General features: G+C 71.4%; 24 protein-coding genes, 1 pseudogene and 1 riboswitch. Of the genes and pseudogenes, 21 read left to right on the forward strand and 4 right to left on the reverse strand.

The window, feature by feature from the left end; translation table 11 throughout:
• Window positions 1-120: 120 nt before the first annotated feature.
• From ruvA to AC4D2C_RS04975, 6 genes are all read left to right on the forward strand, one after another.
• Window positions 121-750, forward strand: coding sequence for a Holliday junction branch migration protein RuvA (gene ruvA, locus AC4D2C_RS04950; RefSeq protein ID WP_490906145.1), 630 nt, complete (start codon window positions 121-123; stop codon window positions 748-750).
• A complete protein-coding gene (ruvB, locus tag AC4D2C_RS04955; RefSeq protein WP_490913130.1) occupies window positions 747-1,862 on the forward strand; it encodes a Holliday junction branch migration DNA helicase RuvB in 1,116 nt (371 codons plus the stop codon). The genes ruvA and ruvB overlap by 4 nt, the downstream gene beginning before the upstream one ends.
• A 102-nt stretch (window positions 1,863-1,964) precedes the next feature.
• On the forward strand, window positions 1,965-2,576 hold the full coding sequence (yajC, locus tag AC4D2C_RS04960) for a preprotein translocase subunit YajC (RefSeq protein WP_490913132.1): 612 nt from the start codon (window positions 1,965-1,967) through the stop codon (window positions 2,574-2,576).
• An 84-nt stretch (window positions 2,577-2,660) separates the two neighbouring features.
• Window positions 2,661-4,526: a protein translocase subunit SecD gene (gene secD / locus AC4D2C_RS04965; RefSeq protein WP_490913134.1), complete on the forward strand. Its 1,866-nt coding sequence runs from the start codon at window positions 2,661-2,663 to the stop codon at window positions 4,524-4,526.
• A complete protein-coding gene (secF, locus tag AC4D2C_RS04970) occupies window positions 4,523-5,521 on the forward strand; it encodes a protein translocase subunit SecF (protein ID WP_490913136.1) in 999 nt (332 codons plus the stop codon). Before secD ends, secF begins: the two co-directional genes overlap by 4 nt.
• A gap of 183 nt (window positions 5,522-5,704) precedes the next feature.
• Entirely contained in the window at window positions 5,705-8,110 is a 2,406-nt protein-coding gene (locus tag AC4D2C_RS04975) for a RelA/SpoT family protein (protein ID WP_490906140.1), read from the forward strand.
• Window positions 8,111-8,120: 10 nt separating this feature from the next.
• Here the strand turns inward: AC4D2C_RS04975 and AC4D2C_RS04980 are convergent, their stop codons facing one another.
• On the reverse strand, window positions 8,121-8,771 hold the full coding sequence (locus AC4D2C_RS04980) for a hypothetical protein (protein WP_490913138.1): 651 nt from the start codon (window positions 8,769-8,771) through the stop codon (window positions 8,121-8,123).
• A 111-nt stretch (window positions 8,772-8,882) separates the two neighbouring features.
• Window positions 8,883-10,664 carry a DUF349 domain-containing protein gene (locus AC4D2C_RS04985; protein WP_490913140.1) on the reverse strand — a complete coding sequence of 594 codons (1,782 nt, stop codon included), beginning with the start codon at window positions 10,662-10,664 and terminating at the stop codon, window positions 8,883-8,885.
• A gap of 344 nt (window positions 10,665-11,008) precedes the next feature.
• Between AC4D2C_RS04985 and hisS the strand changes: the two genes are divergently transcribed.
• On the forward strand, window positions 11,009-12,337 hold the full coding sequence (gene hisS, locus AC4D2C_RS04990; protein ID WP_490913141.1) for a histidine--tRNA ligase: 1,329 nt from the start codon (window positions 11,009-11,011) through the stop codon (window positions 12,335-12,337).
• A gap of 60 nt (window positions 12,338-12,397) precedes the next feature.
• Here hisS and AC4D2C_RS04995 read toward each other — a convergent pair whose 3' ends face one another.
• On the reverse strand, window positions 12,398-13,660 hold the full coding sequence (locus tag AC4D2C_RS04995) for an APC family permease (protein ID WP_490913143.1): 1,263 nt from the start codon (window positions 13,658-13,660) through the stop codon (window positions 12,398-12,400).
• Window positions 13,661-13,846: 186 nt separating this feature from the next.
• Here AC4D2C_RS04995 and aspS point away from each other — a divergent pair, with 186 nt between their 5' ends.
• From aspS to hisF, 9 genes are all read left to right on the forward strand, one after another.
• Complete coding sequence (gene aspS / locus AC4D2C_RS05000; RefSeq protein ID WP_490913145.1) at window positions 13,847-15,631, forward strand: aspartate--tRNA ligase; 1,785 nt, start codon at window positions 13,847-13,849, stop codon at window positions 15,629-15,631.
• Between the two features lie 142 nt (window positions 15,632-15,773).
• Window positions 15,774-15,918: riboswitch (FMN riboswitch) on the forward strand.
• A gap of 114 nt (window positions 15,919-16,032) precedes the next feature.
• A complete protein-coding gene (pnuC, locus tag AC4D2C_RS05005) occupies window positions 16,033-16,716 on the forward strand; it encodes a nicotinamide riboside transporter PnuC (RefSeq protein WP_490913147.1) in 684 nt (227 codons plus the stop codon).
• A complete protein-coding gene (gene ribD / locus AC4D2C_RS05010; protein WP_490913148.1) occupies window positions 16,716-17,798 on the forward strand; it encodes a bifunctional diaminohydroxyphosphoribosylaminopyrimidine deaminase/5-amino-6-(5-phosphoribosylamino)uracil reductase RibD in 1,083 nt (360 codons plus the stop codon). Before pnuC ends, ribD begins: the two co-directional genes overlap by 1 nt.
• Window positions 17,799-17,850: 52 nt before the next feature.
• Window positions 17,851-18,516 (forward strand): riboflavin synthase, encoded by a 666-nt coding sequence (locus AC4D2C_RS05015; RefSeq protein ID WP_490913150.1) that lies wholly within the window; start codon window positions 17,851-17,853, stop codon window positions 18,514-18,516.
• Window positions 18,513-19,151, forward strand: coding sequence for a 3,4-dihydroxy-2-butanone-4-phosphate synthase (ribB, locus tag AC4D2C_RS05020; protein ID WP_490913152.1), 639 nt, complete (start codon window positions 18,513-18,515; stop codon window positions 19,149-19,151). The genes AC4D2C_RS05015 and ribB overlap by 4 nt, the downstream gene beginning before the upstream one ends.
• 22 nt (window positions 19,152-19,173) lie before the next feature.
• The gene (gene ribH / locus AC4D2C_RS05025) at window positions 19,174-19,656 is read left to right on the forward strand and encodes a 6,7-dimethyl-8-ribityllumazine synthase (RefSeq protein ID WP_490906130.1); all 483 of its coding nucleotides are present in this window, start codon (window positions 19,174-19,176) and stop codon (window positions 19,654-19,656) included.
• 91 nt (window positions 19,657-19,747) lie between these two features.
• Complete coding sequence (locus tag AC4D2C_RS05030; RefSeq protein ID WP_334209689.1) at window positions 19,748-20,011, forward strand: phosphoribosyl-ATP diphosphatase; 264 nt, start codon at window positions 19,748-19,750, stop codon at window positions 20,009-20,011.
• 62 nt (window positions 20,012-20,073) lie between these two features.
• Window positions 20,074-20,919, forward strand: a complete 846-nt coding sequence (gene hisG, locus AC4D2C_RS05035; RefSeq protein WP_490913153.1) for an ATP phosphoribosyltransferase — start codon at window positions 20,074-20,076, stop codon at window positions 20,917-20,919.
• Between the two features lie 8 nt (window positions 20,920-20,927).
• Complete coding sequence (gene hisF, locus AC4D2C_RS05040) at window positions 20,928-21,698, forward strand: imidazole glycerol phosphate synthase subunit HisF (RefSeq protein WP_490906128.1); 771 nt, start codon at window positions 20,928-20,930, stop codon at window positions 21,696-21,698.
• Window positions 21,699-21,758: 60 nt separating this feature from the next.
• Here hisF and AC4D2C_RS05045 read toward each other — a convergent pair whose 3' ends face one another.
• Window positions 21,759-22,403 carry a TIGR03085 family metal-binding protein gene (locus AC4D2C_RS05045; RefSeq protein WP_490913155.1) on the reverse strand — a complete coding sequence of 215 codons (645 nt, stop codon included), beginning with the start codon at window positions 22,401-22,403 and terminating at the stop codon, window positions 21,759-21,761.
• An 81-nt stretch (window positions 22,404-22,484) separates the two neighbouring features.
• Here AC4D2C_RS05045 and hisI point away from each other — a divergent pair, with 81 nt between their 5' ends.
• From hisI to trpC, 5 genes and pseudogenes are all read left to right on the forward strand, one after another.
• Window positions 22,485-22,925 (forward strand): phosphoribosyl-AMP cyclohydrolase, encoded by a 441-nt coding sequence (gene hisI, locus AC4D2C_RS05050; protein WP_490913157.1) that lies wholly within the window; start codon window positions 22,485-22,487, stop codon window positions 22,923-22,925.
• Window positions 22,926-22,930: 5 nt separating this feature from the next.
• Window positions 22,931-24,484: an anthranilate synthase component I gene (locus AC4D2C_RS05055; protein WP_490913159.1), complete on the forward strand. Its 1,554-nt coding sequence runs from the start codon at window positions 22,931-22,933 to the stop codon at window positions 24,482-24,484.
• Between the two features lie 95 nt (window positions 24,485-24,579).
• Window positions 24,580-24,987: pseudogene (locus AC4D2C_RS05060) on the forward strand (Trp biosynthesis-associated membrane protein); the annotation flags it as partial.
• Window positions 24,988-25,781: 794 nt separating this feature from the next.
• Window positions 25,782-26,030, forward strand: coding sequence for an HGxxPAAW family protein (locus AC4D2C_RS05065; RefSeq protein WP_442884872.1), 249 nt, complete (start codon window positions 25,782-25,784; stop codon window positions 26,028-26,030).
• On the forward strand, window positions 26,031-26,855 hold the full coding sequence (trpC, locus tag AC4D2C_RS05070; protein WP_490913160.1) for an indole-3-glycerol phosphate synthase TrpC: 825 nt from the start codon (window positions 26,031-26,033) through the stop codon (window positions 26,853-26,855).
• Window positions 26,856-26,941 lie beyond the last annotated feature (86 nt).

A 26,941-nucleotide genomic window follows, 5' to 3' on the forward strand; every position in this document is an offset into this window, starting at 1 on the left:
CATTCCCAGTGTGGCGACTCGATCGAACGGCGCCACGCCGGTACCGTTAGACATTAGAACGTATGTTCGACGTCGGGCGACCGCCCGGCCGACCCCTCAGCATCTGCCCTGGAGCACCTCATGATCAGTTCCCTGCGCGGGACAGTGACCCACGTGGGCCTGCACTCCGCCGTCCTCGACGTCAACGGCTTCGGCATGCAGGTCCAGGCGACGCCGCAGACGCTCGCCGGGCTGCGCGTGGGGGAGCAGGCGTCCATCGCCACCGCGATGATCGTGCGTGAGGACTCCATGACGCTCTTCGGGTTCGAGGACGCCGACCAGCGCGAGGTCTTCGAGACGCTCCTGGCCGTCAGCGGCGTCGGCCCCCGCCTCGCCCTCGCCGTCCTCGCCGTGCACGCACCGGACGCCATCCGGATCGCGGCGTCGTCGGGCGACGACAAGGCCTTCAGCAAGGTCCCGGGCATCGGCCCGAAGGGCGCACGGCGCATCGTGCTCGAACTCGCCGGGAAGCTCGTGCCCCTGGAGGCGAAGCCCGGCGTGCCGGCCCGGACCTGGCAGGGGCAGGTCCTCACCGCCATGATGGGCCTCGGCTGGTCCGAGAAGGACGCCGGCGCGGCGATCGACGCCGCCGTCGCCGAGGCGCCCGAGGTGGCAGCGACCGGTGACGTGGGCCAGATCCTGAAGCTCACGCTGCGCAGGCTCGGCCAGGACGGCGCACGGAGCTCGGCCCGGACGAGGGTGGGATCATGACGGACAAGCAGCCCGAGGACGCGCCGCTCGTCGCCCCGGCCGCGGATCCCGAGGACCGCGCCGTCGAGGCGGCGCTCCGCCCCAAGAACCTCGACGACTTCGTGGGGCAGAAGCGGGTGCGCCGCCAGCTCTCGCTCGTCCTCGAGGCCTCCCGCCTGCGCGGCCGCAGCGCCGACCACGTGCTGCTCTCCGGGCCGCCCGGGCTGGGCAAGACGACGCTCGCCATGATCATCGCGGCGGAGATGAATGCCCCGCTCCGCATCACCTCGGGGCCGGCGATCCAGCACGCGGGTGACCTCGCGGCGATCCTCTCCTCCCTGACCGAGGGCGAGGTGCTCTTCCTCGACGAGATCCACCGCATGTCCCGGCCCGCCGAGGAGATGCTCTACATGGCCATGGAGGACTTCCGGGTCGACATCATCGTGGGCAAGGGCCCGGGCGCGACGGCGATCCCCCTCGAGCTGCCGCCCTTCACCCTCGTCGGAGCCACGACCCGCGCGGGGCTCCTGCCCGGCCCGCTCCGCGACCGCTTCGGCTTCACCGGGCATCTCGAGTTCTACTCCACCGAGGAACTCGAACTCGTGCTCCGGCGCTCGGCCATGCTCATGGACATGAAGGTGAACTCGGCGGCCTTCGCCGAGATCGCCGGCCGATCCCGGGGCACGCCGCGTATCGCCAACCGGCTGCTGCGCCGCGTCCGGGACTGGGCGCTCGTGCACGGCATCGACCTCATCGACGCCCGCACCGCGAGTGCCGCACTCGACATGTACGAGGTGGACGCGCGCGGCCTCGACCGACTGGACCGCTCCGTCCTGACCGCGCTCATCACCAAGTTCAACGGCGGGCCTGTAGGGCTGTCGACGCTCGCGATCGCAGTGGGGGAGGAGCCCGAGACGGTCGAGACCGTCGCCGAGCCCTACCTGGTGCGCGAGGGGATGCTCGGGCGGACACCGCGCGGACGGATCGCGACAGCGGCCGCCTGGAAGCACCTCGGCCTCGAGATGCCACCGAACGTCGCGGCGGCGATGCCCGAGGACCTCTTCTCCGTGGCCCCCGAATCGCTGCTCGACACCGAATCCGTGCTTGACAGTTGGGCGCAACCGGAGTCCTGACGCGCCGGACGCCCAGAAATCCCCTTTACACTGGTGTCTTCCAATGTGTGCCGGGGCACAATGCTGCCGCCGCCTCACCCAGTCCCAGGAACGGAATTCCCAGTGCTTGCACACGTAGTCGCGCAGTCCGCCTCAGGAGATGCCCCCGCTTTCGACATCTTCTCCCTCCTGCTGCCGCTGGCGCTGGCGTTCCTGATCTTCACCATGTTCCGCCGCCAGCGGAAGACGCAGCAGCAGGTGAAGGAGATGCGCACGCAGATGGAGCCGGGCACCGAGGTCATGACCCAGTTCGGGCTCTACGGGACGATCGTCTCGATCGACCAGGAGAACAACAAGGCCGTGCTCGAGCTCTCGCCCGGCAACCTGGCCACCGTGCACACGCAGGCCCTCTCCAAGGTGGTGCAGCAGGACACCAGGACCGCCGAAGACCCAGCCGGCGACGTCCACCCCGTCGAGATCGTAGACACCCTCGGCACCGTCGACGGCACCACGGTCCCCGACGACGCGTCCTCGATCAGCGGCGATATCACCGACCGCTCGGACCGCGCGCCGTCCGCCGGGTCCACCGCGTCGGGAGCCACGGCTGCCGGGAGCACCGGCAGCCCGGGCGCCGAGACCCCGGAGGAGACCCTGGCGCGCCTGAACCGCGAAGCCACAGGGGAGAAGCGCGACGCGCGCGATCCCCGCGACCCCAGAGCGAACCCCGAGAACTAGCATTCCGTAGGGCGCCGGTACTCAGCCGCGGCCTCCAGCATCAACCCGGCGCCCGAGACGCGCCACTGAATAAGGACATCCACCATGCCTCGTACCGGTCCCGGGACGGCAGCCAAGCGGACACTTGTCTGGCTGGGCGCATTGACAGCACTGCTCGCGATCCTGCTGGGAGCGGGTTCCTACTGGAGCACCGCGAGCTGGAGCCCCCGCCTGGCCCTCGACCTCGAGGGCGGGACGCAGATGATCCTCGCCCCGCGCGTCCAGGACGGCAGTGACATCACGCCCGAACAGCTCGACCAGGCCGTGGAGATCATCCGCCAGCGCGTCGACGGCTCCGGTGTCGCCGAAGCCGAGATCAACACGCAGTCCGGCCAGAACGTCATCGTGTCGCTGCCCGGGACCCCGGACCCCGAGACGCGCGACCTCATCCAGGCGTCCGCGCAGATGGAATTCCGTCCCGTCCTCACGGGCGGCCCGGGCCAGGCGGCAGCCGCCGAGACGCCCACCCCCGACGACCAGCTGCCCCAGCCAGCCGCCGAGCCCCAGAACGCGAGCGACCCGAACTGGATCACGCCCGAGCTCTACAAGGAGTTCGAGGCGCTGAACTGCCTCGATCCGGCCGCCCTCGAGCCCGCCGAGGAGCCCGCTCCCGCCGATCAGCCCATGGTCGCCTGCGAACCCGACACGCAGGGCAAGTACATCCTCGGCCCCGTCGAGGTCCCGGGCACCGACATCTCGACGGCCAGCTACGGCCTGCAGCGCAGCCAGCAGGGCCAGACCCTCAACACCTGGGCCGTGACGATCGACTTCAACGACGAGGGCACGGAGGTCTTCCGCGAGGTCACCGAACGCCTGTACGCGATCGGTCCGGGCGATCCCCGGAACCAGTTCGCCATCGTGCTCGACGGGCGCATCGTCTCCGCGCCCACCACCAACGCCGTCATCCCCGACGGCAACCCCCAGATCACGGGCAACTTCACCGAGGAGTCGGCAGCGGCCCTGGCGGAGCAGCTGAAGTACGGCGCCCTGCCGATCAGCTTCGAGATCCAGAGCGAACAGCAGATCTCCGCGACGCTCGGCGCCGACCAGCTGCGACTCGGCCTCATCGCGGGCCTCATCGGGCTGCTGCTCGTGGCCGCTTACTCGATGTTCCAGTACCGGCTGCTCGGTCTGGTCACGATCGCCTCGCTGGTGGTCGCGGGTGTGCTGACCTATCTCGCCATCTGCATCCTCGGTTGGACCGAGAACTACCGCCTCTCCCTGGCGGGCGTCGCCGGCCTGATCGTCGCCATCGGCCAGACTGCCGACTCGTTCATCGTCTACTTCGAGCGCATCCGTGACGAACTGCGCGACGGGCGCGGCCTCGTCTCCGCTGTGGAGAACGGCTGGCGCCGTGCCAAGCGGACGGTGCTCGCCTCCAAGGCGGTCAACCTGCTCGCCGCCCTCGTGCTCTACTTCGTCGCGGTCGGCAACGTGCGCGGTTTCGCGTTCACCCTCGGCCTCACGGCAATCGCCGACCTCGTGGTCGTGTTCATGTTCACCCATCCGGTGCTCCGCCTCCTCGCGAAGACGAAGTTCTTCGGCGAGGGACACCCGTGGTCCGGGCTCGACCCGAGCCGGCTGGGCGGCATCCCGCTCTACCGGGGAGCCGGCCGCCTGCGCGAGCCGGGCGAGAAGCCCGTGACCATCGCCCGCACCAAGAACAAGGGTGCCTCGGCGGAAGCCGAGCGGCGCCTGACCATCGCCGAGCGCCGCCGCGCGGAGCAGCAGAAGGCCCTCGCCGGGCGCACAGGGTCCTCGGCCGCCGGTTCTACCGTCGCGGATTCCAGCGTCGCGGACCCCGTCGCGGATCCCACTGGTGCCGGACGCCCCGAAGCCTCCGTCTCCGCGCGGACCGGTTCCACCGTTGCCGGGCGCACCGGATCCTCCCAGAAAGAGACCAAAGAATGAGCCGCACAAGCTTCGCCACGTTCGGCAACGAGCTGTACTCGGGAAAGCGCTCCTACCCCTTCGTCGCCAAGCGGAACCTCTGGTTCCTCATCGCCGGCATCGCCGTCCTGATCTCGATCATCATCCCGGTGGTCAAGGGCGGGTTCAACCTCGGCATCGACTTCCGGGGCGGATCCGAGTTCACCGTCTCCGCGACCGAGAACACCGATGCGGCCGTCGGCGAGAGGGCCGTCACCGACGTGGTGCCCGACGCCGTCCCGCGCGTCACCAACATCGCGGCCGACACAATGCGCATCCAGACCGAGCGGCTGTCGGACGACCAGACGCTCAGCGTCCGCGACAACCTCGTCAGCGGGTACGGTGTGGGCGAGGACCAGGTGACCTCGAGCTTCGTCGGTCCGACCTGGGGCGAGGACGTCAGCCGCCAGGCGCTGATCGGGTTCGGCGTGTTCGTCCTCCTCGCCGCGATCCTCATGGCGATCTACTTCCGCACCTGGAAGATGGCCCTCGCCGCGATGGCGGCCCTCGTGGTGGTCATGGTCGTCACCGCGGGCCTGTACTCGCTGAGCGACTTCGAGGTCACGCCGTCGGCGATCATCGGCTTCCTGACCATCCTCAGCTACGCCCTGTACGACACAGTGGTGGTCTTCGACAAGATCCGGGAGAACACCGCCGACATCACCATCTCGACGAAGCGCACATTCGCCGAGCAGGTGAACCTCGCCGTGAACCAGACCCTCGTGCGCTCGATCAACACCTCCGTGGTGGCGATCCTGCCGGTGGCGTCGATCCTCTTCATCGGCTCGTTCATACTCGGAGCGGGCACGCTCCAGGACCTCTCGCTGGCCCTGTTCATCGGCATCATCCTCGGCACCCTGGGCACCATCTTCATCGCGGCACCCCTGTACGCCGCGCTGCGGCTCAATGAGCCGGAGCTGAAGAAGCAGGAGAAGAAGGTCCTGAACCGCCGCTCGCTGGAGGCGGCCGCCGTCTGATCGCGAGCGGTGCCTCTGGCGGACGGGACGCCCCCCGACGCCCGGCACGCTCCTCAGCCGCAGCGGCCCCCACGGGTCCGCTGCGGCTGAGTCGGTTCGACCCCGGCTAGACTTGAAGGTGCCGCAGAACCGGCGGCACGATGGATCCTTGCCGGATTCCGGATGGAGATTGAGGAACTGGATATGGCTGAAGCGGTGAATCCCGGAGAGAACCAGGGTGCTCCGACGCCCGGGGTCCACGGACCGGTCGCCACCGATGCCTCGCGCCCCGGCCCCGCCCGCGGGCTCGTGCAGCCCGCGTCGCCGACGTCCGCGCCGTCCGCCACGAGCGCCGACCAGGTCGCTCCCGGACGCCGCGGCCGAACGCGAGCGCGCATCGCCCGCCTCGCCGGGCGCGGCTCCTCGGGGTACTCGCCCGTGCTCGAGCCCCTGCTCCGCACCGTCCGGGCCAACAACCCGCGCGAGGACCTCGACCTGATCCAGCGCGCCTACCTCGTGGCTGAACGGAGCCACGAGGGCCAGACACGCAAGAGCGGTGACCCGTACATCACCCACCCGGTCGCCGTCGCCACCATCCTGGCCGAACTCGGCATGACCGGCACCACCCTCGCCGCCGCCCTCCTGCACGACACCGTGGAGGACACCTCCTATACCCTGCAGGAGCTCAAGCGGGATTTCGGTCCCGAGGTGGCCATGCTCGTGGACGGCGTCACCAAGCTCGACAAGGTGTCCTTCGGCGACGCCGCGCAGGCGGAGACGGTGCGCAAGATGGTCGTGGCCATGGCGAAGGACATCCGTGTCCTCGTCATCAAGCTCGCCGACCGGCTGCACAACGCCCGCACCTGGCGCTTCGTCTCGCCCGCGTCCTCGGCGAAGAAGGCGAGGGAGACGCTCGAGATCTTCGCGCCCCTCGCGCACCGCCTCGGCATGAACACCATCAAGTGGGAGCTCGAGGACCTGTCGTTCGCCGCGCTGCATCCGAAGGTGTACGAGGAGATCGTCCGGATGGTGGGCGACAGGACGCCCGAGCGGGAGAAGCACCTGAGCCTCGTCCGCAACCAGATCGAGGAAGACCTCCGGGCCGTGAAGATCAAGGCGACGATCACGGGCCGTCCCAAGCACTACTACTCGATCTACCAGAAGATGATCGTCCGGGGTAAGGACTTCGACGACATCCACGACCTGATGGGCGTGCGTGTCCTGGTCGACAGTGTGCGGGACTGCTATGCCACCCTCGGATCGCTGCACTCACGATGGAACCCCCTGCCCGGGCGGTTCAAGGACTACATCGCGATGCCGAAGTTCAACATGTACCAGTCGCTGCACACCACGGTGATCGGCCCGGGCGGCAAGCCCGTCGAGGTGCAGATCCGCACGCACGACATGCACCGCCGGGCCGAGTACGGTGTGGCAGCGCACTGGAAGTACAAGAACGGCGGCAAGCAGCCCGAGGCGGCCGACAACGGTGACCTGGGCTGGCTGCGGAGCCTCGTGGACTGGCAGCAGGAGACGTCGGACCCCGACGAGTTCCTCGACTCCCTGCGCTTCGAGATCAACGCGCGCGAGGTCTTCGTCTTCACACCCAAGGGCGAGGTCATGGCGCTGCCCGCCGGCTCCACGCCCGTCGACTTCGCCTACGCCGTCCACACCGAGGTGGGCCACCGGACCATCGGTGCGCGCGTCAACGGCAAGCTCGTGCCCCTCAACAGCGAACTGAACCACGGCGACTGGGTGGAGATCTTCACTTCCAAGGCCGAGGGTGCCGGGCCCAGCCAGGACTGGCAGGGTTTCGTCAAGAGCCCGCGCGCCCGCAACAAGATCCGGCAGTGGTTCACGAAGGAACGCCGCGAGGAGGCGATCGACAAGGGCAAGGAGCTGCTGACCCGCGCCATGCGGAAGCAGAACCTCCCGCTGCAGCGCATGATGACGCACAGCGCCCTGCTGACGGTCGCCCAGGAGCTCCGGCACCAGGACATCTCGGCCCTCTACGCGGCGGTCGGGGACGGGCACACGTCGGCCCAGAACGTGATCGAGCACCTCGTGGCGCTCATGGGCGGCCACGAGGACGCCGAGGACAAGATCGCGGAGACGGCGGTCGCCACCCAGCCCCGCCGGCCCAAGTTCTCCGACTCGGGCGTCACCGTACGCGGGGTCGGCGACGTGTGGGTCAAGCTCGCTCGCTGCTGCACGCCCGTGCCGCCGGATCCGATCATCGGGTTCGTCACGCGCGGATCCGGGGTGTCCGTGCACCGCAGCGACTGCCGCAACGTGCAGGAACTGCGTGACCAGCCGGACCGGATCGTGCCGGTGGAGTGGGCGCCGACGCAGTCGAGTGTGTTCCTCGTCGAGATCCAGGTCGAGGCCCTCGACCGCAAGAGCCTCCTCTCCGACGTGACGAGCGTGCTTGCCGAGAACCACGTGAACATCCTCGCGGCGAACGTCAACACGTCATCCGACCGGGTGGCGATGTCCCGGTTCGCGTTCGAGATGGGTGACCCGAAGTACCTGAGCCACATCCTCAGCGCGGTGCGCCGGATCGACGGGGTCTTCGACGTGTACAGGACCACGGGCTCCCAGCGACGCCCCTGACGACCGACCGTCATGCCCGCACGTCCCGCGGGCGCCGGGCCGCGCGCAGCCGGGCGAGCGCCCGCGACTTGCCCGGCACCCGCGGAGCATTGACGAGCGCCGCCTCGACGAGCCGCAGGGGACAGTCGAGGACCGCGGCCCTGCCGATCGCCCGGAGGACGGGCACGGCGTCCCGATCCTCACCGTGGACGGCGATGTCCAGCGCCGTGCGGAGCGGCGTGGTGACGGACACCCCGCCGATCAGGTTGACGTCGAACGGGCCGAGCGCCACCTGATGCATGACGGCGGGAGTGAAGGGCGGCAGCGCCGTGGTGCGGCGCCGGTGGTCCGTCACCAGGCTGATCAGGGCGGGCGGCGGAGCGCACCCGTAGACCCAGGCCGCGGTGGAGCGGCCCAGGGCCACCCGTGGCCGCATCGGGGCGGGGACGCTGCGGACGGCCGACCGTGACCTCGTGGCCGGGTCCTCCCTGAAGTCGCTGCGGAGGTACGAGTCACCGATGACGAGGCGCACCAGGCCATCGAGCCGCATGGCCTGCAGCTCGGCCGACGTGAAGATCTCCCCGGCATGGAACAGCGCCCCGCCGGTGGACGTGACGGGCTGCCCCGGCCCCAGGACGCGCTCCGGAGGTGCGCCGGATGCGGTGCTGTCCAGGGGAGGCATTGCTCCAGCATCCCCACCGCGGGGAGCACGGAGAAGCCCTCCGGCACCGATGTGGACAACGGTGCCGGAGGGCCTGTTCGACGCCGGTAGCCTCCCGCTGGGAGGCCTGGGTCAGGAGAAGTCCTGGGCCGACCTCTGCAGCATCTCGAGCCACTGCTCGCGGGCTGCCAGCGCCTCCCGGGCGGACGCGATCTTCTTGGCGTTCCCTGCGCTCTCGGCGTCGGCGAGGTCGTCCCTGAGCTGCGCGATGGTGGCCTCGAGCTGGCTCAGCGCACTGTTGGTGCGGGCCTTCGTCTCGGGGTTCGTCTTCGTCCAGTTCTCGTCGTCGGCCGCCTTGACGGCGTCCTCGACCTTCCGGAGCCCGGCGTCGATGCGTCCCATGTCGGCGCGCGGGACCTTCCCCGCCTCGTCCCACCGGTCCCGCACGGACTGCAGCGCCTTCTTCGCGGCCGCAAGGTCCCGGATGGGCAGGATCTGCTGGGCCTCCCTGAGGAGCGCCTCCTTGACCGTGAGGTTGCCCGCGTACTCCTCGTCGACGGCTTCGTTCGCGGCCTTGCGGGCCTCGAAGAAGCGGTCCTGGGCGGCGCGGAAGCGGGCCCACAGGGCGTCGTCGTCCTTGCGGCTCGCGCGCTTGGACGACTTCCACTCGTCCATCAGGTGACGGTACTCGGCGGCGGTCTGGCCCCAGTCCGTGGAGTCCGAGAGCTGCTCGGCGCGCCGGATGAGCGCCTCCTTGGCCTGCTTCGCCTCCGCGTTGTCGCTGTCCAGCTGGGAGAAGTACGCGCGGCGGTGACGGTCGAACACGGTGCGTGCGGACCGGAAGCGCTTCCAGAGGGCGTCCTCCGTGCCCCGGCCGAGCCTCGGCCCGTTCTTCTGTGCGGCCTTCCACAGCTCGAAGAGCTCGTTCATGCGCGTGCTGCTGGCTTTCCACTGCACGGTGGAGGGGTCACGCTCCGCGAGCTCCTCGGCTTCGGCGACGATGGCCTCGCGCGCGGCGAGCTCCTTCGCCTTCAGCGCGTCCTGCGCCGCCCGCTCGGCCTTCTCGAGGCCGCCGATCTCGCCGAGCAGCGCGTCGATCCGCGCCTCCAGCGCGAGGACGTCGCCGACCATCTTGCGTTCGCCGACCTGCGCGCGCAGGTGCTTGGCGGTCTTGGCCATGTCCGACGACGGCGCCTTCGCCTGGACACGCTGCTCCAGCAGTGCGACCTGGGCCACGACGTCGTCGTACTTGCGCACGAAGTAGCCGAGCGCCTCCTCGCGCGTCGCATCGGGGTACTGGCCCACCGGGTGCTCGGCGCCGTCCACGAGGAGGAAGACGTGACCGTCATCCTCGACGCGGGCGAACCGGCCGGCCTCCTCGAGGGACGTGCTGTGGGCGGGAGGGGCCGCCAGGGGCTGCGCGGCCTTCTTCAGTGGGCGGGGCGCCATCGCTGTGGGCAGAGGCGCGCGCGGCGGGGCGACGCTGGGCGACGGCGTACTCAGCGGGGCGGGCTCGGGAGCGAGCGGGACCGACGGCTCGGTGGCGGCGTGTGCGGTCTCCACCGGCGCCACGGCGTCCGTGCCGCCGGCCGCGTCGGGCTCGGCCACAACGGGCTGGGCCTCGGGCTCGGCCGCCACGGGCTCGGGCTCGGCCACAACGGGCTCGGGCTCGGCCGCCACGGGCTCCACTGCCGCCGATGCTTCGGCTTCCGGCGTGCCTACGGCGTCTGCCACAGTGGCGTCGACGCCCTGCACGGGGTCGGCGGGAGCAGCGTCCTGCGTCTGGTCCGAGTCCCCGCCCGTGTCAGGGGCGGAGGGAGAGGCTGCGGGCATGGGGGCACCGTCGGCCCCCGCAGCGTCCTGCTGCGAGTGCTGGCCGATGGTCGTTTCGTCGGATTGCTGACTGTCTGTCACCGCTAGAAGTCTTTCGCTCGTCGGATGGCCGTGAGCAACGCCGGGGCCATTTCATGCAGGGTCTAGGAGTCTATCGGCCCGGCCGGTCGGGTAGCGGCGGAAGAGCCCGCCGAACGAGTCTCCTCAGCGCCCACCGATTGCCCGAGCAGCGCGCAACCTGCCCTGAGGTTACTTTACCCACTGGCCCCTGATCCGCGTCACGGCGGGGAGCGGGCATTGCCTTCGGCCGCTGTCGTCGCTCCTTTTTTCGCAGGCCACCGCCGGGACCTAGGATTGAGGCCGCAGAACCGGTCCGCTGCCCCGTGCGCGAGGGCCGGTCCCCATCGCAGGAGGAGAACCACCCCATGGCCCGCAAGGCATCACTGTCAGGCTTCCCCGAATGGCTTCCGGAGGAGCGCCTGATCGAGCTCCACGTCCTCGGGGTGCTGCAGCGGACGTTCGAGCTGCACGGCTTCTCGAGTATCGAGACACGCGCGGTCGAGACCGTCGAGCATCTCCTGCGCAAGGGCGAGATCGACAAGGAGGTCTACGCGGTCTCGCGACTGCAGGCCGACGAGGCGTCCGCCTCGGAGAGCGGACTCGCCCTCCACTACGACCTCACCGTCCCGTTCGCGCGCTACGTCGTGGAGAACGCCGGGCACTTGGCGTTCCCGTTCCGCCGGTACCAGATCCAGAAGTGCTGGCGCGGCGAACGGCCCCAGGAGGGCCGCGCGCGCGAGTTCACGCAGGCGGACATCGACGTCGTGGGCGACGGCGTCCTGCCGTTCCGGTACGACGTCGAACTCGCCCTCGCCGTGGTGGAGGCCCTCGGCGCCCTGCCGATCCCGGACTTCACGCTGCGCGTGAACAACCGCAAGCTCGCGGAGGGGTTCTACCGGGCCATCGGTCTCGACGACACGGCCGCCGTGCTGCGGAGCATCGACAAGCTGGAGAAGATCGGCCCCGAGAAGGTGGGCACTCTGCTCCGCGACGAGGTGGGCGCGGACGACGAACAGGTGCGCCTCGCCCTCGACCTCGCCTCGATCCGCACCGCCGACACCTCCTTCGTGGAGCAGGTCCGCGCCCTGGGCGTCACGAACGAGCTCCTCGAGGAAGGACTCGAGGAGCTGCGCCAGGTGGTCGGCGAGGCATCGCGCCGCGCGCCGGGCCGCGTGGTCGCCGACCTCAGCATCGCCCGCGGGCTCGACTACTACACGGGCACCGTCTACGAGACGGTCCTCGACGGGCACGAGGCGCTCGGCTCCATCTGTTCCGGCGGCCGCTACGACGCCCTGGCGCGCAAGGGCAACCGCACCTTCCCCGGCGTCGGGCTGTCCATCGGCGTCACCCGGATCGTCTCGCGCATCCTCAGCCAGGGCTTCGCCACGGTCTCCCGCTCGGTGCCGACGGCGGTGCTCGTGACGCTGGCCGACGACGACTCCTGGTCCGAGGCCCAGGACGTCGCCGCGGCGCTGCGCGGTCGCGGCATCCCGGCCGAGGTGGCGGCGAGCGCGGAGAAGTTCGGCAAGCAGATCAGGTTCGCCGATCGCCGCGGCATCCCCTTCGTCTGGTTCACGTCCTCCGACGGCGTCCACGAGGTCAAGGACATCCGGTCGGGAGAGCAGACCCCGGCGGACCCGGCGTCCTGGGCGCCGCCGGCGGAGGACCTCCGGCCGGTGGTCACCACGGCCTGACGGTCCGCCCCGCGCGGCGGTCAGTACGAGGCGCGGCGGTCCGCGAAGAAGCCGCCACGGTCAGGCCCGTCGGCGGCGTCGGGCGAGCACCACGGCCCGGACAGTGGCCCCCGCTGCCAGTACGCCGAGCATCGTGACGACCGACACCGCGGGAAGGGTGAAGGCGAGCAGGAGGCACCCTGCCGCGCCGAGCGCGTTCAGCCAGCGCGGGGCGTACCACTGCCGTTCGGTGAGCGTGAAGGCCGCGATGTTGGCGACCGCGTAGTACACCAGGACGCCGAAGCTGGAGAACCCGACCACCGTCAGCACGTCGGTGACGAGCAGGAGGCCGACGACGACGGCGGCCGTCGCGACGTCGGCGACCCAGGGCACGGAGTGGCGCGCGGAGATGCGCGAGAGCGCGCGCGGCAGGTCGCCCTGGCGCGCCATGGCGAGGCTCGTGCGGCCCACTCCCGCGACGAGCGCGAGCAGGGCCCCGAGACTGGCGAGCGCTGCAGCGATGGTGACCACGGCTCCACCCCGACCCATGGATCCCTCCCCGGGGACGGCGACGTCGATCACGTCCCGGAGCGGTGCCGTGGCGCCCGCGAGCGCCTCCGGTCCGAGCGCGTGCAGGAGCGAGAGCGCCAGGAGCAGGTACAGCAGCAGTGTGAAGCCGAGGGCGCCGAGGATGGCTGCGGGGATGTTCCGGCGTGGGTTCCGGACCTCTTCGCCCATCGTCGCGATCCGGGCGTAGCCGGCGAACGCGAAGAACATCAGCGCGGAGCCCTGCAGCACGCCCCCGATCCCGGCGGCCCCGCCCCCGGTCGTGGACGGGGCGGCGGGGGACGAGAAGCCGACGACGATCACGAAGGCCAGGACCGGGACCACGAGCGAGACGATCACGCGCGTGGCGAGGGCCGTGCGGGTCACGCCGAGGAGGTTGACGGCCGTGAGGCCCACGACGGCGGCCACCGCGACGGCCTTCCCGGCGCCCGGGGCCGCGTACAGGCCGAAGGCGAGGGCCATCGCGGCGCACGACGCCGCCTTGCCGGTGACGAAGCCCCAGCCGGCGAGGAAGCCCGGCCAGTGCCCGAGGCGTTCGCGTCCATAGACATAGGTGCCCCCGCTCGCGGGGTACTGCACGGCGAGGGAGGCCGTCGCCGAGGCGTTGCAGTAGGCGACGAACCCGGCGATCACGACGGCGAGGGGCAGGAGTGTCCCCGCGGCCGCGACGGCCGGCGCGAAGACGACGAAGGCGCCGGCGCCGATCATCGCGCCGACCCCGACCGTGGTGGCGTCGAAGCCGCCCAGAACGCGCCGCAGCGCCGGTTGCTCGGACATGGTCCTCCTCAGGGATCGGTGACAGCCGCCCGCACAGGAACCCCGGAGGACAGGACGACACCGCCCTCCGGGTTCCTGTCCGGGCAGCCAGAGCGGGACCGGTAAAGTTGGTCGGGCTTGAAGCAACTCTAGGCAGGTGCTTACGACGCCTGCGACTCATCTGACACATCTGTGGGAAGGAATGCTGTGCTCCGCACGCATGAACTCGGCTCCCTCCGGCCTGAGCACGTAGGACAAACCGTCACCCTGGCAGGATGGGTCGCGCGACGCCGCGACCACGGCGGTGTGGCGTTCCTCGATCTGCGCGACGCGTCCGGCGTCGCCCAGGTGGTGGTGCGCGAGGAGGACGTGTTCTCCAGCCTGCGCAACGAGTACGTCCTGCAGATCGTCGGCACGGTGCACCAGCGCCCCGAGGGCAACGAGAACCCCGCCCTCGCCACGGGCGCGATCGAGGTCATCGCGGACACCGTCACGATCCTCAACACCGCGGACCCGCTGCCCTTCCAGATCGACGAGCACGTCGAGGTGGGCGAGGAGGCGCGCCTGCGCCACCGCTACCTCGACCTCCGCCGGCCCGGCCCCCAGGCCAACCTGCGCCTGCGCTCCGAGGCGAGCCGGGTCGCCCGGGAGCTGCTCCACGCGGACGGCTTCGTGGAGATCGAGACGCCCACCCTGACCCGGTCGACGCCGGAGGGTGCGCGCGACTTCCTCGTGCCGGCCCGCCTGGCCCCGGGCTCCTGGTACGCCCTGCCGCAGTCGCCTCAGCTGTTCAAGCAGTTGCTGCAGGTCGGCGGGTTCGAGAAGTACTACCAGATCGCCCGCTGCTACCGTGACGAGGACTTCCGCGCCGACCGCCAGCCTGAATTCACGCAGCTCGACATCGAGGCGAGCTTCGTCGAGGAGGACGACATCATCGCCCTCGGCGAGCAGCTGGTCACGCGCCTGTGGAACCTGATCGACGTCGAGATCCCCACCCCGATCCGCCGGATGACCTACGCCGACGCCATGGCGAAGTACGGCTCCGACAAGCCGGACCTGCGCTTCGGACTCGAGCTCACCGAGCTCACCGAGTTCTTCAAGGACACCGGCTTCGGCGTCTTCAAGGCCCCCTACGTGGGCGCCGTCGTCATGCCCGGCGGAGCCTCCCAGCCCCGCCGCACGCTCGATGCCTGGCAGGAATTCGCCAAGCAGCGCGGGCATAAGGGCCTCGCCTACGTGCTCATCGACGACGACGGAAGCCTGCGTGGCCCCGTGGCGAAGAACCTCAACGACACCGAGCGTGAGGGCCTCGCCACCGCCGTCGGCGCGAACCCGGGCGACTGCATCTTCTTCGCCGCCGGCGAGAAGACCTCCTCCCGTGCCCTGCTGGGTGCGGCCCGCGTCGAGATCGGCCACCGCACCGGACTCATCAGGGAGGGCGACTGGGCCTTCGTGTGGGTGGTCGACGCCCCGATGTTCGAGCCCGCATCGGCCGCCGTCGCCGCCGGTGACGTCGCCGTCGGTGGCGGTGCCTGGACCGCCGTCCACCACGCCTTCACGTCCCCGAAGCCCGAGTTCCTCGACACCTTCGACACGGATCCCGAGAACGCACTGGCTTACGCCTACGACATCGTCTGCAACGGCAACGAGCTCGGTGGCGGATCCATCCGTATCCACCGGCGCGACGTGCAGGAGCGCGTGTTCGCCGTCATGGGCCTCGGCGCCGAGGAAGCCCAGGAGAAGTTCGGGTTCCTGCTCGAGGGCTTCAAGTACGGCGCGCCTCCCCACGGCGGGATCGCGCTCGGCTGGGACCGCGTGGTCTCCCTGCTCGCGGGCACCGACTCCATCCGCGACGTCATCGCCTTCCCGAAGTCCGGCGGCGGGTACGACCCGCTGACGGCCGCACCCGCGCCGATCACGGCGCAGCAGCGCAAGGAGGCCGGCGTCGACGCGAAGCCGAAGGCCGACGCGCAGCCGACGTCGGCCGGCTGACCTGCAGGTCTGCCGCCGACAGGAACGGGGTACTCCGGACGGGGTGCCCCGTTCCTGTCGTCGAACCCCGTCCTGATCGCTGTCGGACGAATTGTGACGGATCCTCCGCCCCGGCCCGCGCGCTGTGAAATAATCAGCCCTGTATGTGCTCCGGGGTCGGTGTAAGTCCGAACCGGCGGTTATAGTCCGCGACCCGTCCACCATCCGCGCACCCGCGCGGGCAGTGGACGGTTGAGCCGGTGGAATTCCGGGACCGACAGTCACAGTCTGGATGGGAGAAGCACGCACAGCAGGGGTTTGCCGCTGCCCGCATCCGGGCTGCGGTCCTGTCGTGGTACAGCCACGGCGGTGCGCCCCTTCTTCTGCCATTCCCGGAGCCGTTCTATCGGCGAAGGATCGGCATGGATTTTCTGCAGTGGCTCTTCGAAGCCCGCATCCCCGTAGGCAACGGTTCCCTCCTGCTGCGCGAAGTGGTGGGTAACATCTTCGGCCTGCTCAGCGCCCTCGGCGGCATGCGCCGCCGCGTGTGGGCGTGGCCGGTCGGCATCGTCGGCAACCTCCTGCTGCTCACGGTGTTCCTCGGCTCCCTCTTCGGCGCAGCGAGCGCGGCCAATCTCCTCGGCCAGGCCGGGCGGCAGGTGATGTTCATCGCCGTATCCGTCTACGGCTGGCGGCAGTGGCAGGCGAGCCGGCACCGCGGCGGCCAGGCCGTCGTCCCGCAGTGGGCCGGCACCAGGGCACGTCTCGGCATGGTCGCGTTCCTGCTCATCGGCACGCTCGCGCTGACTCCGCTCTTCCGTGTCCTCGGCTCCTACGAGCCGGTCTGGGCCGACGCCTGGACCTTCGTCGGATCCCTGCTCGCCACCTACGGCATGGCCAAGGGCTGGGTGGAGTTCTGGCTCGTCTGGGTCGCCGTGGACATCGTCGGCGTGCCGCTGCTCTTCAGCGCCGGCTACTACGCGAGCGCCTTCATGTACATGTTCTACGGCGCCTTCACGCTCGTCGGCTTCTTCGTCTGGGCGCGCGCCCAGCGCACCGCGAAGCCCGGCATCGAGATCCTCCTCCCGGATCCGACGCTGCGCTGATGGCCACGCCCGGCACACCCGGTACCACGCCGACCGAAGCGGCGGCCATGCTGCGCGCCCTCGACCTGGCCGCGCGCGGCGTGCGGGGCGCCAACCCCCTCGTGGGCGCCGTCCTGCTCGCGCCCGACGGCGCCGTCCTCGGCGAAGGCCACCACCGGGGTGCGGGCACGCCGCACGCCGAGCCCGCCGCCCTCGCCGACGCCCGTGACCGCGGCAACGACCCGCGGGGCGCCACCATGGTGGTGACCCTGGAACCATGCAGCCACACCGGCCGCACCGGTCCGTGCAGCGCGGCGCTGATCGACGCCGGCGTCGCCCGCGTCGTGTATGCGGCCGACGACATCAACGCGGCCGCGGCCGGCGGCGCTCAGCAGCTGCGCGCCGCGGGCATCGACTGCATCGGCGGGCTCGAGGCCGGCCGCGCGCAGGCCCTGAACGAGCGGTGGACCGACAGCCTCACCGAGCGGCGCCCGTTCGTCACCCTGAAATCCGCGCAGTCCCTCGACGGTCGCGTGGCCGCCCCGGACGGCACCAGCCAGTGGATCACCGGCGCCGAGGCTCGCGCTGACGGCCACAGGATCCGCGCCCTCGCCGACGCCGTCCTGGTGGGCACCGGCACCGTCCTCGCCGACGATCCGCGGCTCACCGCACGGCGCGACGTCCCGCTACCCGTCCCGGTACCTGCCGGGAGTGCCGGACTGCGGGTGGTCATGGGCGAGAGCCCCGTCCCCGACGGCGCCGCCGTCCGCGGTGAGGGATTCCTCCATCTGCCCACCCGGGACGTGCGCGAGGTGCTCGACACGCTGTACGGCAGGGGAGTCCGCCACCTCCTCGTCGAGGGAGGCCCCCGCATCGCCTCCGCCTTCCTCCGGGCGGGCGTGGTGGACGAACTGTTCAGCTACGTGGCCCCGCTGCTCCTCGGCGACGGGTCCCCGGCGTTCCCCGCACTCGGCGTCACGACCCTCGATGCCGCCTCCCGCTGGCAACTGGACGCCGCCGGGGGGCCCGCGGTCGGCCGGTTCGGCCCGGACGTGAGGCTGCACCTGCGGCCACCGTCCCGGACACCCGACCGACCCGCCTGACCTCCGCCCGCCACGACACCTCACACCCGCCCGCAACCCGAAGGAAGCACCAGTGTTCACAGGAATCGTCTCCGAGCAGGGGAGCGTCGTCTCCCTCGAGCTCACACCCGACGGCGAGAGCGGCCTCCTCGTCGTCGAGGCGCCCGAGACCGGCCAGGACCTCGCCCCCGGCGCCTCGATCGCCGTCAACGGCGTCTGCCTCACCGCCGTCACCCTCGACGGGGCACGCGTGGGCGTCGACGTGATGGGCGAGACCCTCCGCCGCACCACCACGGGGCGCCTCCAGCCGGGGGCCCCGGTGAACCTCGAGCGGTGCGTGACCGCGGGCGGACGCCTCGACGGGCACGTCGTCCAGGGACACGTGGACGGCATCGGGGTGCTGCTCGAGCGCGAGGACCTCGGCGCCTGGCACCGGCTCCGCTTCGGGCTCCCCGCGACGCTGGGCCGCTACGCCGCGGAGAAGGGGTCCGTGGCGATCGACGGCGTCTCCCTGACGGTCACGGCCGTCAGCCCGCCGCAGGACCCGGAGCAGTGGTTCGAGGTCGGGCTCATCCCGACCACGCTCCGCGCGACCGGCCTCGGCACCAAGGCGCTCGGCGACCCGGTGAACCTCGAGATGGACGTGCTCGCCAAGTACGCCGAGAGGCTCCTCGGCTTCGCCGCCGTCGACGCACAGCGGCAGGACGACCAGGACGACACGGGCCGGACCCTCCGGTGACGGGCGCCATCCGCTTCGACACCGTCGAGGACGCCATCCGGGCCCTCGCCGCGGGCCGCGCGGCCGTCGTCGTCGACGACGAGGACCGCGAGAACGAGGGGGACATCGTCTTCGCCGCCGAGGACGCGACGCCGGAACTGGTCGGCTGGACGGTGCGCTGGACCTCCGGCGTGCTGTGCGTGCCGCTGCGGGCCGACGACGCCGACCGCCTCCTCCTGCCGCCCATGACGGCGGTCAACGAGGATGCCAAGGGCACGGCCTACACCGTCTCGTGTGACGCGGCGGCGGGCGTCAGCACCGGCATCAGCGCCGCGGACCGCGCACGGACCGCCCGCGTCCTCGCCGACCCCGCCAGCGGCCCAAAGGACCTCACCCGCCCCGGTCACGTCTTCCCGCTGCGCGCGGCATCGGGCGGCGTCCGCGAACGCGCCGGACACACGGAGGCCGGCGTCGAGCTGAGCGTCCTCGCGGGCAAGCGGCCCGCCGCCGTCATCGCCGAACTCGTGCACGACCACGGCGGCATGATGCGCCTGCCCGCCCTGCGGGAGTTCGCCGACGAGCACGCCATCCCGCTCGTCTCCATCGAGGACCTCGTCGCCTACGTGGCGCGAACCGCCTCCGCACACCACGCCTGACCAACCCCACCGAAGGAGAACCATGAGCGGCCACGGAGCCCCGAGCATCGACATCAGCGCACTCACACCGGAGGGCGCACCCCTCCGCCTCGCGATCATCGCCGCGAGCTGGCACACCCAGATCATGGACGGCCTCCTCGACGGCGCGCGGCGCGCCGCAGCCGACGCCGGCGCGATCGTGACCGAGATCCGCGTCCCCGGCAGCTTCGAGCTGCCGGTCGCCGCCGCCCGCCTCGCACCGGGGTTCGACGCCGTCGCAGCCCTCGGCGTCGTCATCCGCGGCGGAACGCCGCACTTCGATTACGTGTGCCAGGCGGCGACGTCGGGACTCACGGACGTGAGTGTGCGCACCGGCGTGCCGGTCGGTTTCGGCGTGCTCACCTGCGACACCGAGCAGCAGGGACTCGACCGCGCGGGCCTGCCGGGCTCCTCCGAGGACAAGGGCTACGAGGCGGTGTCCGCCGCCCTCGCCACGGCCGCCGTCCTCCGCCCCTGGACCGAGTAGCGCGGTGCGCACGGAGCCGGCGCCGGAGGCGTCCGTCACACGACGGCGGCCGCGGGACGGAGGAGCCCGGCGAGCCGATAGCCTAGGGGATGTGAAAACCTTTGAATCCCTGTTCGAGGAACTCAGCGCGAAGGCCGCCGACCGTCCCGCCGGCTCCCGGACCGTCGCCGAGCTCGACTCCGGCGTGCACGGCATCGGCAAGAAGGTCGTCGAGGAGGCCGCCGAGGTCTGGATGGCCGCCGAGTACGAGTCCCTGGAGGACGCCGCCGAGGAGATCTCCCAGCTGCTCTACCACCTGCAGGTCCTTATGCTCGCGAAGGGGCTCACCCTGGAGGACGTCTACAAGCATCTGTAGCCGCGTCGGCAACCCGCCCGCGGCCCTGCTTGCCCCCGTCCCTCCTCCACCCAAGGATCCCCATGCTCCGTGTAGCAGTCCCCAACAAGGGCGCCCTCTCCGAGGCCGCCTCCGCCATGCTCGTCGAAGCCGGCTACCGCCAGCGCCGTGACCCGCGCGAGCTCGTGCTCGTCGATCCCGAGAACGAGATCGAGTTCTTCTTCCTCCGCCCCCGCGACATCGCGGTGTACGTCGGCTCGGGCACGCTCGACGTCGGCATCACCGGGCGCGATCTCTTCCTCGACGCCCAGGTGAAGGCCGAGGAGCTCATGCAGCTCGGTTTCGGCGCCTCCACCTTCCGGTTCGCCGGGCCCGTCGGCGACTTCTCCTCCGTGGACGAGCTCGAGGGCCGCAGGCTCGCCACGAGCTATGAGGGACTGCTCAACGACTACCTCGCCGCACGCGGCATCACCGCCTCCGTGGTCCGGCTCGACGGCGCCGTGGAGTCCTCCGTGCGCCTCGGCGTCGCGGACGCGATCGCGGACGTCGTGGAGACCGGCAGCACGCTGCGTGCGGCGGGCATGGAGATCTTCGGCGAGCCCATCCTGCAGAGTGAGGCAGTGCTCATCGGCCGGTCCGCCGCCCAGGCGCCCGCCGGGCTCGACGTGCTGCTGCGGCGCCTGCAGGGCGTCCTAGTGGCACGCCAGTACGTGATGATGGACTACGACATCCGCACGGACCTCGTGGACCGGGCCGCGGCCCTGACTCCGGGGCTCGAGTCGCCGACCATCTCCCCGCTGCGCGACTCCGACTGGGTGGCCGTCCGCGCGATGGTCAAGCGCAACCGGACCAACCGCATCATGGACGAGCTGTACGAGCTCGGCGCGCGCGCCATCCTCGTCAGCACCATTCACGCCTGCCGGATCTAGGACCGGCCATGACCGTCGCCATCCGCGTCATCCCCTGCCTCGACGTCGACGCCGGGCGCGTCGTCAAGGGCGTCAACTTCGCCGACCTCCGCGACGCCGGCGACCCGGTGGAGCTCGCGCACCGCTACGACCGCGCCGGCGCCGACGAACTGACGTTCCTCGACGTCACCGCCTCCTCCGGCAACCGGGAGACGACCTTCGACGTCGTCGCCCGCACCGCCGAGGAGGTCTTCATCCCCCTGACCGTGGGCGGGGGGGTCCGCGAGATCTCCGACGTCGACCGTCTCCTGCGCCACGGCGCCGACAAGGCGTCGATCAACACGGCCGCCGTCGCGCGCCCGTCGGTCATCGACGAGATCACCGCGCACTTCGGGGCCCAGGTCCTCGTGCTCTCCCTCGACGCGCGCCGCACGCGGGACGCCAGCACGCCGTCGGGCTTCGAGGTCACCACGTACGGGGGGCGCAAGGGCACCGGGATCGACGCCGTCGCGTGGGCGAAAGAGGCCGCGGACCGGGGCGTGGGCGAGATCCTGCTGAACTCGATCGATGCCGACGGCACGAAGGAGGGCTTCGACCTCGAGCTCATCCGGGCCGTCCGCGCCGCGGTGGGCGTGCCGCTGATCGCCTCGGGTGGTGCGGGCAGGCCGGAGCACTTCCCGCCGGCGGTGCAGGCCGGGGCCGACGCCGTCCTCGCGGCATCCGTCTTCCACTTCGGTCCGGTCGACGCGATCGCCCAGGTCAAGACGGCCATCCGCGAGGCGGGCTTCCCCGTCCGCTAGTCTCCGGCCGGCCGGGTGGACGGGGTCGACCCGGAACGGCTGCCCACAGGGGGAAGCAGGCTACAGGCCGACGTCGGCGCTCTCCAGCAGCGCGACGGCGTCCGGCTGGCCCTCGAACGTGACCAGCGCCTGTCGGCGCCGCCCGTGGGCATGCAGCAGCAGCTCGCCCGGATCGCCGACGATCGCCACCGAGACGGGGGCGCGCTTGGCCACGTGCCGCGGGCCGTCCGGCCTCACCAGCACCACGCCGAGGTCCACGCCGCGGTACAGGATGGCCGCCCGCTTGACGAGCTCCTCCCACAGGGCGTTCGCATAGTCCTCGTCGAGCGCCCGCGGCGCCCAGCGCGTGGTGGCCCGGCGGACGTCCTCCGTGTGGACGAAGTACTCGATGAGATTGGCGCTCTTGTCGATCGCATTGATGCGCATCGGCGACAGCGCCGGCGGGCCTGCCAGGAAGCGGTTGACCAGGGCCTCGTACCCGGCGGGCGAGGCCGCGCGCTCCGCGGTCTCGCTGATGGCGCGTTCGGTGACGGACGCCAGCCTCCGCACCACCATCCCGAGACCGAGCGCGGGCTTGTGCTCCCGCAGGTACAGGTGCGCGGCGAGGTCGCGCGTCTGCCACCCCTCGCACAGCGTGGGGGCGTCAGGACCGGCTGCCAGGAGCGTCTCGGCCAGGACCTCGCGGGACGGGGTTACGTAGTGCATCACTGCTGAAAATAGCATGCCGTGCGCAGGCCGGGGCAGGTGCGGGGGCGCGTGCCCGCGGCCGCACTAGAATCAGGGGTGATGTCACCCTCCACTCCGGCCCCGCCCGTGTCCGAAACGCCCTCCGCCCGGCCACCCCACGGGGAGCACGCCGCGCTCGATCCGGCCGTCGCCGCCGCGCTCAAGAAGGACGACGCCGGCCTCGTCGCCGCCGTCGTGCAGCAGTACGACACCCTCGAGGTGCTCATGCTCGGCTGGATGGACGAGGAGGCCCTCCGGCGCACCCTGACCACTGGCCGCGTGACGTTCTACTCGCGGTCCCGTGCCGAGTACTGGCGCAAGGGTGACACCTCCGGTCACCGCCAGTGGGTCAAGGGCGTCGCCCTCGACTGCGACGGCGACGCCCTGCTGGTCACGGTCGACCAGGAAGGCGCCGCATGCCACACCGGCACCAGGACCTGCTTCGACGGACGCGCGCTCGCCGCCGTGACCGCCGACCGCCCCGACCCCGAAGGATCCTGACCCCTATGCAGCAGCTGGGCACCATCAGCCCCACCCTCGAGGAGTTCCGCGCCCTGGCCGAGGCCCGCCGCGTGGTGCCCGTGCACCTGAAGGTCCTCGCGGACGCGCACACGCCCATCGGCGTCTACCGCAAGCTCGCGGCCGGGCAGCCCGGCACGTTCCTCATGGAGTCCGCGGCCGTGGGCGGCGTGTGGTCGCGCTACTCCTTCATCGGCTCCCACTCCCGCGCCACCCTCACCACGCGCGACGGCGAGGCGCACTGGCTGGGTGAACCGCCCGCCGGCGTCCCCGTGGGCGGCAACCCCGTGGAGGCCCTGCGCCGCACGGTCGAGGCGCTGCGCACCGAACGGTTCGAGGACCTCCCCCCGTTCACCTCCGGCATGGTCGGGTTCGTCGGTTGGGAGGCCGTGCGGCACTGGGAGAGACTGACGAGCCCGCCCGAGGACGATCTGCTGCTGCCCGAGCTCGCGATGTGCCTCGTCTCGGACCTCGCCATCCACGACAACTCGGAAGGCTCCCTCACCCTGGTCGCCAACGCGATCAACTTCGACGGCACGGACGAGCGCGTGGACGAGGCGTGGCACGACGCCGTCGCCCGCATCCGTGCGATGCTCGCGAAGCTCGTGGCCCCCACGGAACTCGCCGTGTCCGTGATGGCCGTCGGCGCGCCGACGGCCGAGCGGTCCATGGACCGGGTCCGCGAGTCCTGGTTCGAGCCCGAGTACCTGCAGGCCATCGAGCGCGGCAAGCGGGCCATCGTCGACGGCGACGTCTTCCAGGTGGTGATCAGCCGCCGCTTCGAGATCGAGTGCGACGCCTCGGCGCTCGACGTGTACAGGATCCTCCGTACCACCAACCCGAGCCCCTACATGTACCTCTTCAGCCTCGAGGACGCCGACGGACGCGGCTACTCGATCGTGGGCAGCTCGCCCGAGGCCCTGGTCACCGTCACGGGTGACGAGGTCATCACCCATCCGATCGCGGGATCGCGGCCGCGGGGGAGGACCACCGAGGAGGACCGCGACCTCGCCGTCGAACTCCGCGCGGACACGAAGGAGAAGGCAGAGCACCTCATGCTCGTGGACCTGGCCCGCAACGACCTCTCGAAGGTCTGCCTGCCGGGCAGCGTGGACGTCACGCAGTTCATGGAGGTGGAGAAGTTCAGCCACATCATGCACCTGGTGTCCACGGTGGTCGGCCGGCTCTCGCCCTCGAAGACCGCCTACGACGTCCTCGCCGCGACCTTCCCCGCCGGGACCCTGTCCGGTGCCCCCAAGCCCCGCGCCCTGCGCCTGATCGACGAGGTGGAGCCGCATCGCCGGGGCATCTACGGCGGGGTGGTCGGCTACCTCGACTTCGCGGGCGACATGGACATGGCGATCGCGATCCGGTCGGCCCTGCTGCGCGAGGGCAAGGCCTACGTGCAGGCCGGCGGCGGCATCGTCGCGGACTCCGTCCTCGAGGCGGAGGCCCTGGAGACGGTCAACAAGGCCGCGGCGCCCCTCCGCGCCGCCCTGACCGCGGCCGGGCTCCGGACCGCGACGGCGGACCTGCCGTGAGCGCCGAACGTCCCGCCGCCGAACGTCCCGCCGCCGGCCGTCCCGCCGCCGGCCGTCCCGCCGCCGGCCGTCTCACGCGGCGCGGCACCGTCGTGATGGCGATCGTGGTCCTGGCGCTGCTCGCGTTCGGGTCCACGACGCAGACCTGGCTCAGCGTGCGCCTGCCACAGGAGGCCGTGCAGACGCCCGACCTCAGCATCCCTGGGAGCGATGCGGCCACGCCCGTGACGGCGTTCGCGCTCGTGGCCCTCGCCGCGGCGCTCGCGGTCTCCATCGCGGGTCGGGTGGCCCGGTGGGTCATCGCGGTGATCCTGGTGCTGTCCGGTGTCGGCATCGCGTTCTCCAGCGCCGCTGTCGCCCTCGATCCGGCCACGGCGGCCGAACCCGCCATCGGGACGGCGATCGGGGTCAGCGGCTCCGCGGGCGCGGTCGTGACCGCGAGCGCGATGCCCTGGCTGGCAGCGGGAGCCGGTGTCCTGCTGGTCCTCGCGGCGGTCTGGGTGGTCCTGGCCGGCAAAACGTGGGGAGTGAACCGGCGGTACGACGCCGGTGCCGCCCGCGGCGTCCATCCCGCGGCGGGCAGCCTGCAGCCCGGCGCACCCGTGCCGTCGACCGGGGACGTCGCCCCCGGCGTCGTCCCCGAGGCCGCGGGCACGGGTGGGGAGGCCGGTGCCGACGAGGACGGCGGCGCGCCGGGCGCCCGTGCGATCACGCGCGAGCACGCCGACCCCGACCGCAGTGGCGCAGTCCCCGCGACCTCCGACGCCTCCGACGCCTCCGACGCCACCGACGCCACCGACGCCACCGACGCCACCGGCGCCACCGGTACCGCGGTCTCCGACGCCGGGCACGCCAAGGGGCGGGCCCCTCGACCCCGCGGCACGAGCGCCCATGCCGACGAGATCGACAGCTGGGANCCGACGCCACCGACGCCACCGACGCCACCGACGCCACCGGTACCGCGGTCTCCGACGCCGGGCACGCCAAGGGGCGGGCCCCTCGACCCCGCGGCACGAGCGCCCATGCCGACGAGATCGACAGCTGGGACGAGCTCTCCCGGGGGAACGACCCGACGGGCTGACCCACGGGCTGACCCACGGGCTGACCCACGGCCGCAGCGCATCCGGTCCCAGCACGCCAGGCGCCACGCCGCGACGGCCGCACGCGTGACCGCCTCCGTACCGCCGCGCCGACCCATCGATGGCAGAATGGGACCAGACCCGTTCGAAGGAGATTTCCCATGGCATCCGAGACCCGCGCCTCCGCTAACCGCAACACCCCCGCGAACCACGCCCAGATGGGCGACGAGACGATCGGTCACGGCAACAGCCCCGCCGCGTGGACCTGCGTCCTCATCATGCTGGCCGGCGCGGCCGTGGCTTCCTTCGCCTACATCCTGGCCAGCACCGAGGGCAACAAGGACTTCGGCACCCTGCTGTTCTGGGCCGGCATCGGTGTCATGTTCATCGGCCTGATCGTCGGCTTCATCCTGCGCAGGATCGGCTACGGCGTCGGCGGGTCGAAGCTCAAGAACAACGGCCACTAGATGACCGTCCTCGACGACATCATCGAGGGCGTCCGTGAGGACCTCGCGGACCGCCGCAGCGTGCGGCCCCTCGAGGACGTGCGCGCAGCAGCCCACGCGGCGGCCGCCCCCCGCGACGCCTTCGAGGCGCTCGGCGCCGGGCACGGCGGGAGCATCGCCGTCATCGCGGAGGTCAAGCGCAGCAGCCCCTCCAAGGGCGCCCTGGCGGACATCGCCGACCCCGCAGCCCTCGCCGCGTCCTACGAGCGCGGCGGTGCGGCGGTCATCTCGGTGCTCACGGAGGAACGACGCTTCGGCGGCTCGCTCGCCGACCTCGACTCCGTCCGCGCCGCGGTGGGCCTGCCCGTGCTCCGCAAGGACTTCACCGTTGACGAGTACCAGATCTGGGAGGCCCGCGCGCACGGCGCCGACGTCGTCCTGCTCATCGTCGCGGCCCTCACCGACGAGGAGCTCACCTCCTTCCTCGCCCTGACGCACCGGCTCGGCATGAACGCGATCGTCGAGACGCACACGGAGGAGGAGGTCCGCCGTGCCGTCGCCGCCGGGGCCTCCATCATCGGCGTCAACGTCCGCAACCTGAAGACCCTCGAGATCGACCGGGACGTCTTCGGCCGGCTGGCGCACCTCATTCCGGGCGGCACCGTAATCATCGCCGAATCGGGCGTGCGGGACGCCGACGACGTCGCCGGGTATGCCGCGAGTGGTGCGCACGCCGTCCTCGTGGGGGAGGCGCTCGTGCGCCACGAGGACCCCGCCACCACGATCGGCGCCTTCCGGCGGGCCGGCAGCGCCGCCTGGGATGCCGGCATGACAGCCCGCGGCTGACAGCCGCAGCCTCCGCGGCCCCGGCAAGGGTGCGCGGCGCACAGCAGGACAGGCCGGCAGCCACCGGCCCACGAGGGACACGGACG

This window comes from Arthrobacter sp. TJ-240, from assembly GCF_058269195.1.